This window comes from Olivibacter sp. 47 (genome assembly GCF_030372825.1).
GTDB classification, from domain to species: domain Bacteria; phylum Bacteroidota; class Bacteroidia; order Sphingobacteriales; family Sphingobacteriaceae; genus Olivibacter; species Olivibacter oleidegradans.
In genome coordinates, this window is sequence record NZ_JAUCNR010000001.1 from 4,225,554 (window position 1) to 4,242,803 (window position 17,250).

Sequence of the window (17,250 nt, forward strand, 5' to 3'; positions counted from 1 at the left end):
CAATTCATGAAACTCGTTTATCAGTTGGCACTGACCCAAATTAAAGGGGTTGGAAATACCCTAGCTAAGCAATTAATCGATCATTGTGGAAGTGCAGAGGAAGTGTTCCGATCATCTAAAAAACAGCTGATGCTTATTCCCGGGATCGGAGAGCGAGTCGCCGGGAATATTCTTCATAAAGAGGTGATGAACGCAGTAGAGAAGGAAGTTGCTTTCATTGATAAACATAAAATCAAGGTTTTGTTTTGGTCAGAACCGGAATACCCGGTCAAACTAAAGCAATGCATTGATGCACCGGTCTTACTATATTTTAAGGGGAATGCCAATCTTCAAACCAAAAAAGTAATAAGCATTGTAGGTACCCGTAATGCAAGCGAGTATGGCAAAAGCATCTGTGAAGAATTTGTGGCATCCTTTAGACAAGAAGACGTACTTGTCGTAAGTGGCCTAGCGCACGGCATTGATAGCTTCGCTCATGAGGCTTGTCTAAAAAACCAGATTGCCACTGTTGGGGTACTTGGGCATGGCTTGGATCGTATCTACCCCGCAATTAATCGGACCTTAGCTACTGACATGTTAAAAAATGGAGGATTATTAACAGAATATCCTTCAGGCACCAATCCAGATAGACAAAACTTTCCCTCGCGCAATCGAATTATCGCGGGATTGGCAGACGTCACGGTGGTTGTTGAGGCAACCATTAAGGGAGGGGCATTGATTACTGCGGAGATTGCGAATGCCTATAATCGTGATGTGTGTGCATTTCCAGGAGATATCAAACGGCAATCTTCCTCCGGTTGTAACCATCTCATCAAAACCCATCGTGCCCATCTCATCAGTTCGGCGAAAGATTTAGCTTATTTAATGAATTGGGACCTCACTAGCGAAAAAAAAGAAGAGAAGCAGCTAAGTCTTGAAATAATCCTGAACCCGGAAGAAAAACACGTATTCGATATTGTGAAAGAAAGTGGGGCTATAGGGATCGATGCGCTAGCCTATAAAACAAATCTTACCCAGAGTAAGCTGGCGATTCTTCTATTAGAACTGGAAATGAAAGGGGTCTTAATCGCTTTGCCGGGAAAGATGTATAGAACTCCCTAGTCTGATAAGGACGTTTTACAATGAATTAATCAGCGTCCAATAACGCCAACCTAAAATGGCCTTTTGAATCTTATTCAATTGACCGGGATCTTTATGAACCAAACTCGGTAAGATCAATTTATTGACACCAACCAGTACTTTAAATATTCTTTTTCTGAGTCCCATACTGAATAAACAAGTTGACTGGTACATTGTTTCCAGATCAACACTTTACTTGGATATGCTTAAAGTGCAAAGGAATCTCCTTTTGACGGTATCTCAACCTGATAGCCTTTTCCAACGAGATCCGCCTCCAGTGCTTGCATACTGCTCAAATCGCCGTGTACCAAAAAAATCTTCTTCAAACTCTGATTATCGTGTGCTGAAATCGTATTCACCAGATCATGATGATCCGCATGTCCGCTTAAACAATCTGTTTGTTTGATCGATGCAAAAACGGAAAGTTCCCGACTTCTTATCTTTACAATGGAATCACCTCGAAGCAAGCGATGTCCTAAGGTCCCTTTGGCGCAGTATCCTATAAAAAGGATAGTACAATAAAAATTTTGAATATTTTCGTATAGGTGATCCTGTATTCTTCCTCCTTCCAGCATACCCGCAGATGAAACGATAATACAAGGATCGTAATAATTCGAGATATCCTTGCTTTCATCCAGGTTTTCAACATATTTTAGATTTTCAAAAGAGAATTGGTCGCCTTCTCTTGCATAAAAACGCTGTGCCTCTTCATTTAAAAGGTGGTAGTATTTTCGATAAACTTCTGTCGCATAATTGGCAAGCGGACTATCCACAAAGATCTGTACGGGAGGTAAAAGTCCTTCTGAAAAAATGCGATTAAGACTGTATACCAATGCTTGTGTCCGACCTACACTAAATGCGGGTATAATCAATTTACCGGGTGTTTTAATACAGGTCTCTTTTATTGTATTGATTAAAACTTCTGTGAAATCCTGATCGGTATGGTGGCGTCCGCCATAGGTAGACTCGCACACTAAATAATCAACTGGCGGAAGAGGCTGGGGATCCGGCAATATGGGATAGTTTTTTCGACCCAAGTCTCCTGAAAAAGCTATTTTCTTTGTCTGCCCGTTTTCCTCAATCTCTAGAATTGCCGCCGCCGCGCCCAATAGGTGCCCCACAGGAATCAGGGTTAATGTAATGTTGCCTGTTATTCGAAACGGTTTATGAAAAGGAATCGTCACAAAACGTTCGACAGCATCCATTACATGCTTTTGTAAATACAACGGCTTATTATACCTTGTAAACGTTTTCTTTCCCCGTTTTACTTTTCTCTTTTCTTGTTTAAGAAAGATATTTACGGAGTCCAGCATAAGTAATTCGCTTAGTGCTGCGGTAGGAGAGGTGCTTAGAATCTGTCCTTGAAATCCCGAACGGATAAGTGTAGGAATATTTCCCGAATGATCAATGTGCGCATGTGTTAATATAAGGACATCAATTTCGGACGGATGGAAAGGAAAGTGCTCGTTATCTTCCAAACTGACAGAAGGTTCGTAATTCAAACCGCAATCAATCAGTATTTTATAACCTTCTATTTCTAAGAGGTGCATGCTTCCCGTTACTTGTTGAGCCGCACCCCAAAACGTTAAATTCATATTTTTTAGCAGTTCAGACTATCCGTTCACTTTTTCTTGTTGAAGATGGCTAAGATAACGATATAATCCTGTTTCACGTTGAATAAGTTCGCTGTGCGTACCGCATTCAATTACTCGGCCCTTTTCGATAACAATAATCTTGTTCGCTTCCCGTATGGTGGAAAGACGGTGCGCAATAATGATCGAGGTACGGTTTTTCATCAGTTCTTCCAAGGCGTTCTGAACTAAGCGTTCTGATTCGGAATCGAGCGATGAAGTAGCTTCATCCAATATAAGAATGGCGGGATCTTTCAACAGTGCCCGTGCAATGGCTATACGCTGGCGCTGCCCACCGGATAGCTTCACACCCCTTTCTCCCACCAAGGTATCGTAACCTTCGGGGAAACCCATAATAAAATCGTGTGCATTGGCACGTTTGGCGGCGGCGATTACTTCTTCTGCGTCAGCCTCTAACTTACCATAGGCAATATTTTCACGTATAGATCCTCCAAAAAGCAAGACATCTTGTGGTACAATGGCTACTTGATTTCTTATATCGGTTAACCGATAACTTTCTGCTTTTTTTCCATCAAAGAAAATATCGCCTTCCTGTGGTTGGTAAAATCCAAGAATAAGTGATGCCAACGTAGATTTACCGGTACCGCTTGGGCCCACTATGGCTATTTTTTCACCGGCATGGGCGCTGAAAGATATATCCTTTAGAACCGTAATTTCGCTTCTTGAGGGGTAGGCGAACTGCACATGGTGAAACGCGAGATCACCTTTTATACGTTGTTTTATCTCGTTTTCCTCTGGAATTATAGAAACGTTTTCCCTCTTTTCTTCTAACAATTCGATAACGCGCTCTGTGCTGCCTACGGCTTTTTGTACATTGGCGTACAATTCAGGAAAGCTGCCCATAGAACCTGCTACAAATAAAGAAGAGATAATATAGGTAGTAAGGTTTCCAACCGAGAGTTCGCCGGTAGCGATGAGCGAAGAGCCATACCAGATAACACTTACGACTGCACCGAAAATACAAAAAAGAATAAAGGAGGCAAATAAACCGCGATAACTTGCTCCTCGTAGGGCTAATTGCACAACGGCTTTCAGCGAATTCTGATAACGATTCGCTTCATAAGCCTCATTGACAAAAGCTTTTACATTGCTGATACCCTGGAGTGTTTCTTGAACGATGGTGTTCGATTCGGCCAGCTTGTCTTGTGCCTTCCGTGATAAATTACGGATAAATTTACCGAAAAAAACTGCGATGATGACGATAACAGGTAAAATGGATAGGTTGAGCAAGGTGAGCTTGACCGATACAATAAATAAAAAGCTTACGCCGCCAACCAAGAGAATGCTTTGTCGGATCATCTCTGCAAAGGTGGTGGTCATGGTATCCTGTATCTGTGACAGATCAGCTGATAATCGACTATTCAATTCGCCTACTCTTCTATTGGCAAAAAAATCCATCGGAAGCGTAATCAGATTAAAATAAGTATCACGCCTGATATCGGCCAAGGTCTTTTCGGCAACTTCTACAAAGAGCCGGATACGAAAGAAAGACACAAAAGATTGAAAGAACAAAATGGCGAATGCAATAAGACCGATCACTTTAATACTTGCAGGAATAAAGGCTAAACCCTGTTTTCCCTGAGCCGCATCTACCATACCGCCCATGAGCGCCGGGAATGCCAACAAGGAGATGCTGGACAAAAATAGAAAAAACAAACCCAGAATAAACTTCAAACGATAAGGTCTAAGGTATCTTAAAAGTTTCTTTACGTTGCGGAGTGATGTTTTGTTGATTTTTGTTTTAGGTAGTTCATCGGTAATTCCGTTTCCACTATTTAATCGAGCACGTGCCATTAATCGAATTATCGGTTTTAAAATAACTTAACATGCAAAGGTAGTGACATAAAAGGGCATGCCTATCACTGTAAAGTCAATTTTTTTTTCGCTTAACTAATAAAAATGATACCGTTGCCAGTGCTAAAAAAGAATGATGAGCACATTGAGATAGACACTGTTCTGTCTTTTTAAAACATTTACTTCTTCCAGGAGCTGTTCTTGGCTTTTCCGGAGTTTACTGATGGTATTGATATAGCCGGTAATGCGAGAGCCGGATTCCAATGCTTTATTTTCTACTGTTTGCTTTTCAATATCTTTGAAATCCAGTAATGCTTTGGTTTCTTTAAATATATTGTTATCCGTCTTTACAATTTCTTTGAGTATATCAATGGATGCTTGCATATCTTTCTTGGTTTTCAATCCAAAAATGCCTGATCGGGCCCGTAGGCTAGCATCAAATTCACCAAAGCGTTGGCTTCGTTGATCCAATAATCGATTTACCTTTGCCCTTTGTCTTTCATAGGCTGTGCTATCTTCTTGAAAGGACGCAAAGCAATCGTTCATGCTGAGCGTAAATACTAAAATTGTGATTAATTTGTATTTCATTTTCGTTAAAGTATATCAGGAAGTCGGAATAAACTCATACCAGATTAATCTATATGTCTTTTAGCTTATCACGTAAAGCCTATTGCCTTACCGGCTTAAACTCTATGCGAATAATGTCTCCCACCTGTAGACCGAGAAGGCCGCTAGCATTTCCTTTATTAATTGCGATTTCAAGATGATTGCTAATTCCAAAAAGACATAATTTTTCACCCTCCGGTACCTCGTTATAATGCCAGCTTAAGTGTTTTATGGATTCATTGCGACGAAAAAATAGCTCAAAATCCCGATTTTGCTGTATTTGGTTGAAAAGCTCTTTACTGATATTGGTAATAACATTTTGAAAAGAATCGACATAAATAACACTTCCTCTAATGGTGTCGCCGTCTATAATGGGTTGAATAATAACTCTTTTGACAAGCGAATTCACAGGATCTCCGATGTCTTCCATAGTTCCGCCCTTGGCTAAATGGGTTGCCGCTTTGGCGAAGATATCGGTAAGAGGAAAATGTAGAAACTTTAAATCCTGCATGATATTAAGTTCAACGGCCTTCTCCGGATCACCGTCGAGTAGCAAAGAAAATATACCGTTATCAGCCCCCACAAAGTAGTGGCCTTTATACTTGACGGCTAAATATCGTGTATCTTTATTAAAGACGGAGTCAATACCGATTAAGTGAACGGTGTCTTTTGGGAAATATCGGTATGCATTTTTTAAAACAAAGGCGGCTTGTTGTATATTGAAGGGAGCGATATCATGGGACACATCTACCAACCTGACAGTGGGGTATAAACTGATAATACTCCCTTTTAGTGCAGCTTGGTAAAAGTCTTTATGTCCTAAATCTGTGGTTAACGTAATGATGCCCATATCTAAATCTCAGTCCGCTGATAAAATCCCATTTTGCTCCGGAAGGGAGTATTTTAGTACGATTACTATTGATGCAAATACTTTTTTTTATGCACTATAATTAGTAATCTTGCGTAGGGATTTTAAGGTGCAAACCTAGCATGAATTTTTCATATTTAGTTGTGAATATTTCCAAAAATATAAAAATCCGGTAAGCAGTTATCCGCTAGCATAAAAAGAAAGAGCGCTTAGGAAAAAGCATAAAAAACAAATAAGGCAAAATTTGAACGAATTACGAATTACATTGGAACAGGTGGATCCAGCATTGTTATGGGCCCCCAGAACGAGCATTTTGAATTGATACGCAAGTACTTTCCGAAATTGAAATTGATAGCTCGTGGCACTGAACTGAAGGTTCTTGGCGATCCGGAAGAGATTAATATCTTTAAAAATAAGTTTGAAGCGATCATCGGACATCTGGAAAAATATAACCATATCAATTACAACGATATCGAGACGGTGTTGGGTGCGACGCCGGCTGTGGTAGAGAAGGAGAGTATCGTAGAGAAAGCAGCTGCTCCTTTTGGAGGAGAACCCATTGTATTCGGTCCCAACGGTATTGTTGTCAAAGCTCGGACCGCCAATCAGCGTAAAATGGTAGATAGTATCCTCAAAAACGACATCCTTTTTGCCATTGGTCCTGCCGGAACGGGAAAGACCTACACCGCAGTAGCCTTGGCAGTGCGGGCGTTGAGAAATAAAGAGGTGAAGCGCATTATATTAACACGTCCTGCCGTTGAAGCCGGCGAAAATCTAGGCTTCTTGCCAGGCGATCTAAAAGAAAAGGTGGATCCTTATTTGCGGCCGCTTTACGATGCGTTAGATGATATGATCCCCGCTGAAAAACTCAAGATGTACTTGGAAAATCGAACAATAGAAGTTGCGCCATTGGCATTTATGCGTGGAAGAACCTTGGACAATTGCTTTGTGATTTTGGATGAAGCTCAAAACACAACGGAAATGCAATTGAAAATGTTCTTGACCCGGATGGGCCCGACGGCTAAATTCATCGTAACGGGCGATGTGACGCAAATCGATTTACCAAAAAAGCAACAGTCGGGTTTGCATAATGCCCTAAAGCTTTTAGATGATATAGAAGGTATTGATATCATCCATTTGAGTGGGGGAGACGTGGTTAGGCATAAACTGGTGAAACGTATTCTGGAAGCTTACGGAGATATTTAGGGCAGAGTTGCCAGTTGTTAGTTGCCAGTTGCGGGTTGTGAGCTGTAAGCTATAGGCTGTAAATACATAGAACCTAAGACACAAGACGGGAAGTCTTGATACTTATGTCTTGATACTTTTGTCTGCCCGTCGGGGTTTTGATTTTTTACTTTTGAATTTTTACTTTTTAATTGAATAACAGTGAATGCGATAAAGGAAACTCATTTTACTTTTCCAAAACAAACGGCTTTCTACAAAGGGAAAGTTAGAGACGTTTATACAATAGATAATCAATATTTAGCCATGGTAGTATCCGATCGGATATCTGCCTTTGACGTTGTATTACCGAGAGCGATTCCGTATAAAGGGCAAGTGCTCAATCAGATTGCCGCTAAATTTCTGAAAGCCACCGAGGATATTTTGCCGAACTGGGTAATTGACGTACCGGATCCGAGTGTTACCATTGGAAAAATCGCGGAACCCTTTAAAGTGGAGATGGTTATTCGTGGTTATTTATCCGGGCATGCTTGGCGTGAGTATGCGGCGGGGAGACGATCTGTTTGCGGGGAATCATTGCCGGAAGGATTGAAAGAGAATGATAAACTTCCGAAGCCAATTATTACGCCAACCACCAAGGCGGCCGTAGGGCACGATGAAGATATTTCCCGGACTGAAATTTTAAAGCAAGGTATTGTAAGTGAGGAGGATTACGTGAAATTGGAGAAATATACCTACGCTCTTTTCGAAAGAGGCACAGAAATTGCAGCTGCTCAAGGACTGATTTTAGTAGACACTAAATATGAATTCGGGAAAATCGGAGATCAAATCATTTTAATTGATGAAATCCACACACCTGATTCCTCACGGTATTTTTATAAAGAAGGCTATGATGAGCTGCAGAAGGAAGGAAAGCCCCAACGCCAACTTTCGAAAGAATTTGTAAGGAAGTGGCTTATTGAAAATGGCTTTCAAGGGAAAGAAGGGCAATCTGTTCCCATGATGGATGATGAACTCGTGGCATCGATATCCGAACGGTATATCGAATTGTACGAACATATTACCGGTGAAAAATTTATTCGATACGAGATACAGCATATCGAAGAGCGTGTAGAAAATAATATTAATAAAGCCCTCGACAGGTTATTGGAAAGGGGATAAAACCAATAGGTATGAAGTTTACAATTGATAAACATGAGCGTTATGTAGTAATTACCCCTCATGAGGAAGTGTTGGATGGTGTTACGGCACCTAAAATTAAGTCGGAATTTGTATTGTTGAATACTGACGGACAACGGAATATTGTGTTGGATTTAACCCATGCGAAAAGCGCTGATACATCTGGCTTACGTTGTGCGCTGACAGCACATAGGCTGTGTCATGCCGCGGGGGGTGTTTTTGTAATCTGCTGCGCGAATAAGGAAATTATGCAGCTTATCGAACTGTCTAACTTGAAAGAAGTGCTAAATGTGGTGCCTTCTTCTAATGAAGCAGAAGATCTCATCTTTATGGAAGAATTGGAAAGAGAGTTTAGGGGACAAGTGGCGACCGATGAAGAATGAGATTTGAGGTAACAATTCTTGGAAGCAATTCAGCTACACCTCTGTTTGGGCGCCATCACACGGCACAGATTCTGAACTGCAACGAGATTGTCAGTTTAATCGATTGCGGTGAAGGTACCCAATTGCAGCTCCAGCGATATGGGATCAAAGCCAACCGTATCAAGTATATTTTTATTTCGCATCTACACGGGGATCATTATCTGGGGCTTGTAGGTTTGATATCTTCTATGCATTTAAATGGAAGAAAGGAAGATTTGCATGTTTTCGGCCCGGAGGGGCTTAAAGAGATAATTGATCTCCAACTTCATTATTCTGAGACTTCTCTGCGATACAAGCTCGTTGTTCAGACGACCAGTCCGCATACGGCGGAAACGATTCTGTCTGATGCGAATTTTGAAGTGATGACTTTTCCTCTGAGTCATCGAATTAATTGCACTGGATTTTTATTTCGTGAAAAACAGCGGCTTCCACGTATAAACAAAGACGCCATTGCCGCATTGAACATCCCTACTCCTTATTATCCCTTGTTAAAACGAGGTATTGATTATACCGATAATGAAGGTAAGGTTCACCGCGCCGCAGACCTTACCACGCCTGCTCCTGTACCGCGTAGTTACGCATTCTGTTCAGATACGGTGAATATAAAGAGCTATTGGCCTTATATCGAAAAAGTTGATCTTTTATATCATGAAGCTACCTTTTTGCATGATATGTTAGAAAGAGCTGTAGAGACCTTTCATACTACCGCCTTACAGGCCGCAGAAATTGCAAAAGCCGTAGGTGCACGAAAGCTGGTTATTGGACATTTTTCCGCAAGGTATAAAGATTTACAACCGCTTTTAGATGAAAGCCGTACCGTATTTTCCAATACAGAATTGGCTATAGAAGGTGAAACTTTTGAAATTTAGCCCTTATTTCTTTTTTGATTCTTCCTTACCGTCTTTGTCCTTTTTTCCGAACACAGAAAAATGAACATACCTACTGGGATGCTCCCGCAGGTCAATCATCAAACAATCCAGATTTTTGGATGCATTATTTAGATTGTTGTAAAGCTCCTCGTCATTCAACAGCAAACCAACGGATCCTTTGCCGTTATTGATATTGTCAACAATATGTTGTAAATCAGCCACTGCTGCATTTGCATTTTGGATAGTTTGTTGAAAATTTGCTTTAGCCACTTGATCCGTGACACTTTCCATATTCGTTAGAATAGAAGTTATGCGCTCTCCATTATTTTTAAAATTAGCGGAGATGGATTCCACATTGCTTAAAATATTCGAGAGTTTGGTACGCTGCGTGCCAACGATCGCATCTACTTGTGCAGTTGTATGTTCTAACGTATTCAAGGTGTTAGCGATACTAGCAATGCTTCTGTTAAAGTTGCGTTGGAAATCCGCATTTATTGTGTTGTTTATCGAACTCAATACCGAATCCAAAACGGCAACCACTGCCTCTGCCTTTTTTTGTACCGGTTCCACCTGTTCCAAAATATTACGCTGAATGTTTGCCCGGAGCGTATCCCCGTCTTGGGCGTAATCCTTACTGTCTCCGAGTTCAAACACAATGGCTTTACCTCCCAAAAGGTCCGTGCTGGCAATCCTAGCTATCGTATTGGCCGGAATGGCGTAATCTTGATTGATCTTAAATTCAGTCAAGATCTCTCCGTTGGGTTGGAGACTCATCTTTGACACCCGGCCGATTTGATATCCATTTACCATAACCGGTTTGGAAACGCTCAATCCGTCTACTCGGTCATAGGAAGCATAAAATTTATTTTCACTGGTAAAAACATCATTGCCTTTTAGAAAACTGTATCCAATAATTAATACAGCAATGGCTACGGTAGCTAAAATGCCTACTTTGGTTTCGTTAGATATTTTCATTCAAATAATCTTTTTAAGGCAATGAAGCTGAGATGAGCTTTTGATTTTTTACGGTAGCTCATGCAGTTTTCATTGGGTAATGGTCTTTTTCGTTTTATATTTCGTGCCGCTCAATCATGTTTAACCGGCCAGGCTTAAAGCGACGAAAATTGTACACACTCTACCATGAACAACAATCCCTACCAATTTGTTTAGTTTTCTGCCTGCCTCTTATAGCTTTTTATAGCATTTAGTAAATTCGCTACGATTTCCGATTGACCTTGCGCAGAATTTAAATAGCGCTCTTCATCCGGATTACTGATAAAACCTACTTCGGTTAAGACCGCCGGCATACCAGCTCTTGCTAAAACGGCCAAGCTTAATTCTTTTACGCCTCTGCTGCCCCTACCTGATTTCACATATTCTCCTTCGATAAATGAAGCTAATTTAATACTTTGATCCCGATAAGCATTCTTCATAAGTGAAAAAATAATATAGCTCTCCGGATCCTTCGGGTCGAAGCCGTCATAATTTTCCTGATAGTTTTCTTCCAACAACATAGATGCATTTTCACGAATTGCGGCGTCTTGCTCAGCCAATCGACCGGATCCCGATACAAAGGTTTCCGTCCCGCGGGTAGTTGTATTAGGGGTACTCACGGTTTTGTAAATAGGCACCCTTTTACCGTTCCTTCTACGATAACCCGTCACGATTCGTTTTTTAATCGAAGGCATGGAATTGCAATGAATGGAAATGAACAAGTCGGCCTTTTTCTCATTGGCTAATCCGATTCGCTCATAGAGAGGGATAAAAACGTCCGAAGTACGGGTATAGATCACTTTCACATCTTTTAGCTCGCTTTGAATGGAACGTCCTAGTTTTAGCGCAATCTGGAGTGCAATATCCTTTTCCACCGAGGTTCTGCCTCGTGCGCCTATATCGTGTGCTCCATGACCCGCATCAATGACAATGGTCTTGATCCGAAAATCTTGATTTTCCGTGTTTTGCTGTAGGTCGCCAAGATAAAATTCAGCAGACCGCACGTTGAAGACGATAAAAAATGTGAAAAGGATAATGGATAATAGCTTTCTATACATTAGTTTTCAATCTGTTTTTTATAGTTTTTTATTGCGTTAACTAGGTTTTCGACAATTTCGGCTTGCCCTTCAGCCGAATTCATATAATGTTCTTCTTCCGGATTACTTATAAAGCCCATTTCCGTTAAAACCGCAGGCATTCCTGCACGGGCAAGCACTGCCAAACTTTGCTCCTTAACACCGCGATCCAATCGCCCGGCCTTAATGTACTCATTTTGAATGAAAGTTGCCAGTTTTATACTCAAATCTCGGTACTGATTTTTCATTAAGGAAAATATAATATAACTTTCAGGATCTTTTGGGTCAAATCCGTCGTAGTTTTCCTGGTAGTTTTCCTCCAATAACATGGAGGCATTCTCCCGCATGGCAACATCCTGTTCGTCCAATCGTCCGTAACCGGAAACAAAGGTTTCTACACCGCTCACGGAAGTGTTTTGCGAACTAATCGTCTTATATACCGGTACACGTCTGCCCCGCTTATTTCTAACATATCGGGAAACCACCCGTCTGCTGGTATGTGGCATGGAATTACAATGAAGTGAAATAAAAAGGTCCGCCTTATTACGATTGGCAATACCGATGCGTTCATATAATTCTATAAAACTATCATCCGTTCGGGTATAAACGACCTTTACACCCTCAATCTCTTTTTCTATCGTTTTTCCCAATTTCAGGGCAACGGCTAAGGTGATATCCTTTTCCTTTGAAAAGGAACCATGTGTGTTTCCATCCCTCCCTCCATGACCGGCATCAATGACAATTGTTTTTATTTTATAGGTGTTATCATACTTATTTGTCGAACTTTGCGTTGGTATGTGTAATGAGAGTATTAAACAAATGGTTGCCGCAAATCTTGTTACAAACGTAATCATCCAAATCCGTAATCTTGTTTAAAATATATAATGCTATAAAGTTAATCTTATTGTATTAAATTGCTAATAAATGCTTTTATTGAAAACAATTGTAGCAATCGTAAATAAAAAACTGTTAAGTGAAGGAATAGCTATTGCAAGCTGCTATTGCTTTCACTAATTTTGGGCGCCTTAATTTTTTTATACTGCAAAAATAATATTCGTTGTCAAATTTGAAGTCTGTTAGCATCTTTTTTAAAGTTATTTTATTCCTCGCAGGCACAGCGATGCCATTATGGGCATCCGGACAGCAATTTATTGTGCAGGACAGCTTAGGCAGACCGCTAAATTTAACGCAAGATTCTGTTCGCCAAGACAGCATAAAACAAGACTCAACGCGGCAAGATACGGTAAAAAAAGATGGTGAAGCAGGCGGACTCACTTCCGTGGTTTTGAGTAACGCCGAGGATTCCACTCGAACCGATCGAAAAAATAACCAACTTCATTTATATGGCAATGCGAAAATAAAGTATGAAGACATGGAGCTTACGGCTGACTACATCCGGATAGACAATAATACGCGTACGATGTTTGCCAGTGGTATGATCGATCATAATGGAAAATATAAAGGACGGCCTATTTTTAAAACGGCTACGGATCCACCCGTTACCGTCGATTCGTTAATCTTTAATTTCGATAGTAAAAAAGGTAAAACGTATGGGGTCTTTACCGAAATGGACGGCGCGTCCATTCAGGCAAAAGAAATAAAGAAGAATGAATATAATGAGCAGTTTATCAGACATGGCTTTTATAGTACCTGTAATTTGCCCTTTCCACACACGCACTTCGGTATTCAAATGAGTAAGGTTATCCTCACGGAGAACCAGGTAGTCTCAAAAAGTGCCTATATGGTGGTAGAGCAGGTCCCACTACGTTTTATCATGATCCCTTTCGGCTTTTTTCCAAAAACCAATAAAAGACAGTCGGGCATTTTGTTCCCAACTTTTGGAGAGGATTTCAGCAGGGGTTTTTTTTATGCGCGATGCCGGATATTATATAGGAATAAATGATTATTGGGATGCTGAGCTACGAGGGAACCTGTACTCAAAGGGATCCTGGGAAGCTAACGCCCGTGTGCGCTATAAGAAAAACTATAAATACGATGGGGGATTTTCACTGCGCTACGCTTACACAAAAAACGGGGAAGAAAATACGCCTGGCTTTTCTCGTGCTAAAGATTTCAATATCACCTGGAACCACTCGCAAAGGCAGGAAGCTAATCCGGGTACAACTTTCAGTGCCAGTGTAAATGCCGGAACCGGTAGTTACTTTTCGAATACGGCTGCCGGCGGATCATATGATTACAATCAGATCACGCGGAATAACATGTCTTCCAGTATCGCTTACGGAAAGACTTTCGCCGATGGAAAAGTGAATTTCACTTCGTCCTTAAGCCATCGACAGGATATCAGTACCGGTGCTGTCAATCTCGAACTGCCAACTTTCAACTTAAATGTGGCTACCTTTAATCCTTTTGATTCAAAGGATCGAGTGGGAGAACAGAAGTGGTATCAGCGTATTACCATGGGCTATAGTATGCAGGGAAAAAACTCGATTAATGCTGTCGATAGCCTTTTATTTACGAAAGAGACGCTGAAAAAAATGCAAAACGGAATACAGCATAATATTCCTATCAGCATGTCGCTCAATGTCGCCAAGTACTTTCAATTTAACACCAGCGTGAACTATACTGAACGTTGGTATTTCCAATCCATCCGTAAGTTCTATGATAATACGCCACAAGGTTATGAAGAAGTTACCGATACGGTGCAGGGCTTCAACAGAGCTTATGATTATAGCTTTTCCAGTGGATTTTCTACCAAGGTATACGGCCAAAAGAATTTTAAAGGAAAGCTGGCAGCCATTCGCCATGTAATTACACCTTCGATCAATTTTAACTATCGTCCCGACTTTTCTGAATCGAAATATGGCTTCTATCGTGAACAGCGTTATGCTGATGGTACACCCGTCTTGGATAATCAAGGTAGAATTCAAAAATATTCTATTTTCCAGAATGCAATTTACGGAACTCCTAGTGCGGGTCGATCAATGGGTATTGGTTTTTCAGTGGACAATAATATCGAAGCTAAAGTACGTAGTGAAGATGACACCACCGGGACGGGGTTTAAAAAGATCCGGATTTTACAAGGTTTGACCTTTAGTGGAAATTACAATTTTGTGGCCGATTCATTTAAGTTGTCTAATATCAGTTTTTCGGGTAGAACTGCACTTTTTGATGATAAACTGGGGCTGAATTTTAACGGTAGTTTTGATCCTTATCGCTATGAAACATACACAACGCCTGGGAGCTCAACAGTGAGTTATCGAAGGATAAATGAATATGCCATTAAAGGTGGACAGCTGGCAAGGCTTACTCAGTTTGGTTTATCGATGGACTTTAGTTTTAATCCGGCAGCTGCGAAAAGCAGAAATAACAACTTGGATGAAATGAATAAAAATAAAACCAATATGACGCCTGAACAACAACAGGAGTTGGCCCGAATCAGTTCTGATCCAAACGCTTTCGTCGATTTTAACATTCCCTGGAATATTGCGGCTTCTTTTAGTTTCCAATACAGCAAGCCTTTTGCGGAATCGCGTATAACCAGTACCATCAATCTGCATGGTGATTTTTCCATTACTCCGAAATGGAAGGTGCAATATAATACCGGTTATGATTTTCAAATGAAAAAACTTGCTTTAACCCAATTTAATATTTACCGGGATTTGCACTGTTGGGATATGTCTTTTGGCTGGGTGCCATTCGGTACTTATCGAAGCTATACTTTTAATATCCGGGTAAAAGCATCTATTTTACAAGATCTAAAATTGACCAAACGTAACGACTATTATAATAGCTTTTAGGTGTTAGCTGTTAGGATTTAGGCAATAAGCTCTAGGCTGTAAGCGATAGGCGGCTAATTAGGTGTTAGTTAGCTGGAAGTAAATATTGGTTAGTAGGGAGTGAAAGTTGTCAGTTGCAAGTCCCCTTTTTTTAATTTTGACTTTTTAATTTTTAATTTTCGAATTACGTCATGACAGCAGAGATTATAACCATAGGCGATGAAATACTGATTGGTCAAATCGTGGATACCAATTCCGCCTGGATTGCCCAACAATTAAACCGTATAGGAATCGCACTGGTGCAAATCACTTCCATCGCAGATCAAGGGGATGCGATTAGGCAAGCGTTAAGTTCGGCTACCTCACGTGCCGATATTATACTATGTACAGGCGGTTTAGGCCCCACAAAGGACGATGTTACCAAGCAAACGTTGGCGACTTATTTTAATACTACCTTGGTTCGCGATGTTGACGTTCTTGCCCATGTCGAATCTATATTTAAGAAGTTCAATAGGCCAATGCTGGAAGTCAATAACAGGCAAGCAGATGTTTTGGCCAACGCCCGGGTTTTGCATAATGAAACGGGCACGGCTCCGGGTATGTGGATTGAGGAGAACGAAAAAATATACATCATTATGCCTGGGGTGCCTACCGAAATGAAGTACCTGATGCAAAACGAGGTGCTACCCAAGTTGCAAGGATTACCTAACCAGTATGCTATTTCCCATCGCTCTATATTAACTGCGGGAATCGGCGAATCTTTCCTTGCGGAGAAATTGCATTCATTTGAAGAAGATTTACCACCACATATCCATTTGGCATACTTACCTAAATTCGGACAGGTGCGTTTACGGCTAACGGGCAGTAGCTTAATGGAGCAGGCTCTCGAAAAAGAAATGGAGGCTTATAGCAGTACACTAATGGAGCTTGTAAAGCCTTATTTCGTTGGAGAAGGCGATGTCTTATTGGAACAACAGTTATTAACGCGTTTAAAAAATCATCAATTAAGCTTATCTACCGCGGAAAGTTGCACCGGTGGCTACTTAAGTCACCTGATTACTAGCCTGCCCGGGAGTAGTGCGGTTTTTAAAGGAGGCGTGGTATCTTATAGCAATGAGTTAAAGGAACAGGTTCTTGGAGTACGGGCTAGCACCTTAGCTGCCTATGGCGCTGTAAGTGAGCAAGTAGCTTTGGAAATGGCGTTAGGAGCTCAAAAAAACTTCAAAGCCGATTATAGTATGGCTATTACCGGAATTGCAGGGCCGGACGGTGGAACGGATGATAAGCCGGTTGGGACTGTTTGGATTGCCGTTGCAGGCAAAGAAGGGGCCAAAGCAAAATTATTTAACTTTGGGAAAATACGGTTGCCTAATATTGAACGTTCAGCCGCAAATGCCCTGGTTATGCTTTTTTATCTGCTGAAAGAAGAACTTGTTGACTAGTTATTTGGTTGAGTAGTTAAATAGGTAAGTTGTTGATACCAGTATGATAACCGAACAAAGTGAGTTCATGAACACTTTGGAAATAAGCAGCTAGTGAATAAGCATTGAGGCCGGTACTCGCAGCCGGCAGGCAGGTGTCCTGTGCTCGCAATGGCAACTCAGCGCAATGGGAACCGGTGCAACTGATAGTTGATTTCTGAAGCCCAATAGCTTAAAAACAAATAACGAGTAACTAATGGCTGTTTTTAACGAATTTTATTCTGTTCTGTTTTATTTTTTTAGATATTGTTGTAACTTACGACGCTTAATGC

General features: G+C 41.0%; 15 protein-coding genes and 1 pseudogene. 8 read left to right on the forward strand and 8 right to left on the reverse strand.

Features of this window, described 5'->3' with window-relative positions; genetic code table 11:
• Positions 1-6 precede the first annotated feature (6 nt).
• Positions 7-1,101, forward strand: coding sequence for a DNA-processing protein DprA (gene dprA / locus QT327_RS18500; protein WP_289553665.1), 1,095 nt, complete (start codon positions 7-9; stop codon positions 1,099-1,101).
• A gap of 15 nt (positions 1,102-1,116) precedes the next feature.
• Here the strand turns inward: dprA and QT327_RS18505 are convergent, their stop codons facing one another.
• The 5 genes from QT327_RS18505 to QT327_RS18525 all read right to left on the reverse strand — a co-directional run bounded on the left by QT327_RS18505 (position 1,117) and on the right by QT327_RS18525 (position 6,021).
• Entirely contained in the window at positions 1,117-1,266 is a 150-nt protein-coding gene (locus QT327_RS18505; protein ID WP_165447021.1) for a hypothetical protein, read from the reverse strand.
• A gap of 59 nt (positions 1,267-1,325) precedes the next feature.
• Positions 1,326-2,714 carry an MBL fold metallo-hydrolase gene (locus tag QT327_RS18510; protein WP_013665798.1) on the reverse strand — a complete coding sequence of 463 codons (1,389 nt, stop codon included), beginning with the start codon at positions 2,712-2,714 and terminating at the stop codon, positions 1,326-1,328.
• A gap of 18 nt (positions 2,715-2,732) precedes the next feature.
• Positions 2,733-4,565: an ABC transporter ATP-binding protein gene (locus tag QT327_RS18515; RefSeq protein WP_289553666.1), complete on the reverse strand. Its 1,833-nt coding sequence runs from the start codon at positions 4,563-4,565 to the stop codon at positions 2,733-2,735.
• Positions 4,566-4,688: 123 nt separating this feature from the next.
• Positions 4,689-5,153 (reverse strand): hypothetical protein, encoded by a 465-nt coding sequence (locus tag QT327_RS18520; protein WP_289553667.1) that lies wholly within the window; start codon positions 5,151-5,153, stop codon positions 4,689-4,691.
• A 79-nt stretch (positions 5,154-5,232) separates the two neighbouring features.
• On the reverse strand, positions 5,233-6,021 hold the full coding sequence (locus QT327_RS18525; protein WP_130857036.1) for an SAM hydrolase/SAM-dependent halogenase family protein: 789 nt from the start codon (positions 6,019-6,021) through the stop codon (positions 5,233-5,235).
• 262 nt (positions 6,022-6,283) lie between these two features.
• Between QT327_RS18525 and QT327_RS18530 the strand changes: the two are divergent.
• The 4 genes and pseudogenes from QT327_RS18530 to QT327_RS18545 all read left to right on the forward strand — a co-directional run bounded on the left by QT327_RS18530 (position 6,284) and on the right by QT327_RS18545 (position 9,691).
• Positions 6,284-7,245: pseudogene (locus tag QT327_RS18530) on the forward strand (PhoH family protein).
• A gap of 180 nt (positions 7,246-7,425) precedes the next feature.
• A complete protein-coding gene (locus QT327_RS18535) occupies positions 7,426-8,382 on the forward strand; it encodes a phosphoribosylaminoimidazolesuccinocarboxamide synthase (RefSeq protein ID WP_149105396.1) in 957 nt (318 codons plus the stop codon).
• Positions 8,383-8,393: 11 nt separating this feature from the next.
• Positions 8,394-8,783: an STAS domain-containing protein gene (locus QT327_RS18540; RefSeq protein ID WP_013665804.1), complete on the forward strand. Its 390-nt coding sequence runs from the start codon at positions 8,394-8,396 to the stop codon at positions 8,781-8,783.
• Positions 8,780-9,691, forward strand: a complete 912-nt coding sequence (locus QT327_RS18545) for a ribonuclease Z (RefSeq protein WP_149105397.1) — start codon at positions 8,780-8,782, stop codon at positions 9,689-9,691. Before QT327_RS18540 ends, QT327_RS18545 begins: the two co-directional genes overlap by 4 nt.
• Before the next feature lie 3 nt (positions 9,692-9,694).
• On the opposite strand, the gene QT327_RS18550 is transcribed toward QT327_RS18545, so the two are convergent.
• From QT327_RS18550 to QT327_RS18560, 3 genes are all read right to left on the reverse strand, one after another.
• Complete coding sequence (locus tag QT327_RS18550) at positions 9,695-10,666, reverse strand: MlaD family protein (protein WP_013665806.1); 972 nt, start codon at positions 10,664-10,666, stop codon at positions 9,695-9,697.
• Between the two features lie 191 nt (positions 10,667-10,857).
• Positions 10,858-11,742 carry an N-acetylmuramoyl-L-alanine amidase family protein gene (locus QT327_RS18555; protein WP_013665807.1) on the reverse strand — a complete coding sequence of 295 codons (885 nt, stop codon included), beginning with the start codon at positions 11,740-11,742 and terminating at the stop codon, positions 10,858-10,860.
• Complete coding sequence (locus tag QT327_RS18560; protein ID WP_289553668.1) at positions 11,742-12,614, reverse strand: N-acetylmuramoyl-L-alanine amidase family protein; 873 nt, start codon at positions 12,612-12,614, stop codon at positions 11,742-11,744. The genes QT327_RS18555 and QT327_RS18560 overlap by 1 nt, the downstream gene beginning before the upstream one ends.
• A gap of 203 nt (positions 12,615-12,817) precedes the next feature.
• On the opposite strand from QT327_RS18560, the gene QT327_RS18565 reads away from it, so the two are divergent.
• The 3 genes from QT327_RS18565 to QT327_RS18575 all read left to right on the forward strand — a co-directional run bounded on the left by QT327_RS18565 (position 12,818) and on the right by QT327_RS18575 (position 16,939).
• A complete protein-coding gene (locus QT327_RS18565) occupies positions 12,818-13,663 on the forward strand; it encodes a putative LPS assembly protein LptD (protein ID WP_289553669.1) in 846 nt (281 codons plus the stop codon).
• Positions 13,599-15,518, forward strand: a complete 1,920-nt coding sequence (locus QT327_RS18570; RefSeq protein WP_289553670.1) for a putative LPS assembly protein LptD — start codon at positions 13,599-13,601, stop codon at positions 15,516-15,518. Before QT327_RS18565 ends, QT327_RS18570 begins: the two co-directional genes overlap by 65 nt.
• 170 nt (positions 15,519-15,688) lie before the next feature.
• Positions 15,689-16,939, forward strand: coding sequence for a competence/damage-inducible protein A (locus QT327_RS18575; RefSeq protein WP_149105398.1), 1,251 nt, complete (start codon positions 15,689-15,691; stop codon positions 16,937-16,939).
• The last annotated feature ends 311 nt before the right edge of the window (positions 16,940-17,250 follow it).